This is a genomic window from Pontibacterium granulatum (assembly GCF_029961155.1).
In the GTDB taxonomy this organism is placed as follows: Bacteria; Pseudomonadota; Gammaproteobacteria; order Pseudomonadales; family Balneatricaceae; genus Pontibacterium; species Pontibacterium granulatum.
The window spans coordinates 1-716 of record NZ_JASBRH010000062.1 but is presented as its reverse complement, the minus strand read 5'-3'; the positions used below and the strand labels follow the sequence as shown (position 1 = coordinate 716).

General features: G+C 49.7%; 1 protein-coding gene. It reads right to left on the bottom strand.

Annotation, left to right across the window (positions count from 1 at the left end; all coding sequences use genetic code 11):
* Nucleotides 1–716: hypothetical protein (locus QKW35_RS21230; protein WP_282356390.1), on the bottom strand; the 716-nt coding region annotated here is incomplete at both ends.

The window sequence follows — 716 nt, the reverse complement described above, 5'->3', positions numbered from 1 at the left end:
AAGGTGATGTCGTTGTGGTCTTTATCGTGAACCTGGGTTGCCACTTCTGCATGACAGAGCGGGAATGCACCCATCGCATAGTCTTTCAGCTGTGCAGTAACAGACTGAGACGAACGGGTTTCAGCGATAAAGGTGTTGAAACAGCCTTCTTCCACACCCAACCGGGTCAGGTTGATGCCACCCTCAAAGAATGCGCCTTGTGGGAATACGTCGGCTGTACCTGCTTTTGGCGTAAATGGCCAAGGTGAAGCACTATCATCTTCAGGATTGTTTACCGTTGCGCAAGCAAATCCATGGTCGTCACTACAGTCACCGCCAGAACCAAGTTCCAGCAGCGGCTTGTTGCCACCGATCCATTCAAAGACACGGATCTCACTGATTTTACCGCCCTGTACGAAGTCACTCAGGACCAGGATATCGCCTACCTGATGGCTACCGATAAATGGATCCGCTGTGTTTGGATCCATATCGATATCAACGCTCACCTGGCCTTTGAGGAACCAGAAACCGACCTGTGCATCACCATTTACAGCAAAGCGATCTAAGCCAAAGTAAAGCATGCGATCACCCTCTTCATGGACAGGCGTGCCAGTGATTGGATAATCAGCAGGATTAATGTAAGCCGCCGCAAAAGCATCCAGAATCTGGTCTTTGTCAGGTGCGACGTTGTTTTCGGTGCTTTGCCATTCGCTGATATCATTTACGTCTTTAGAACC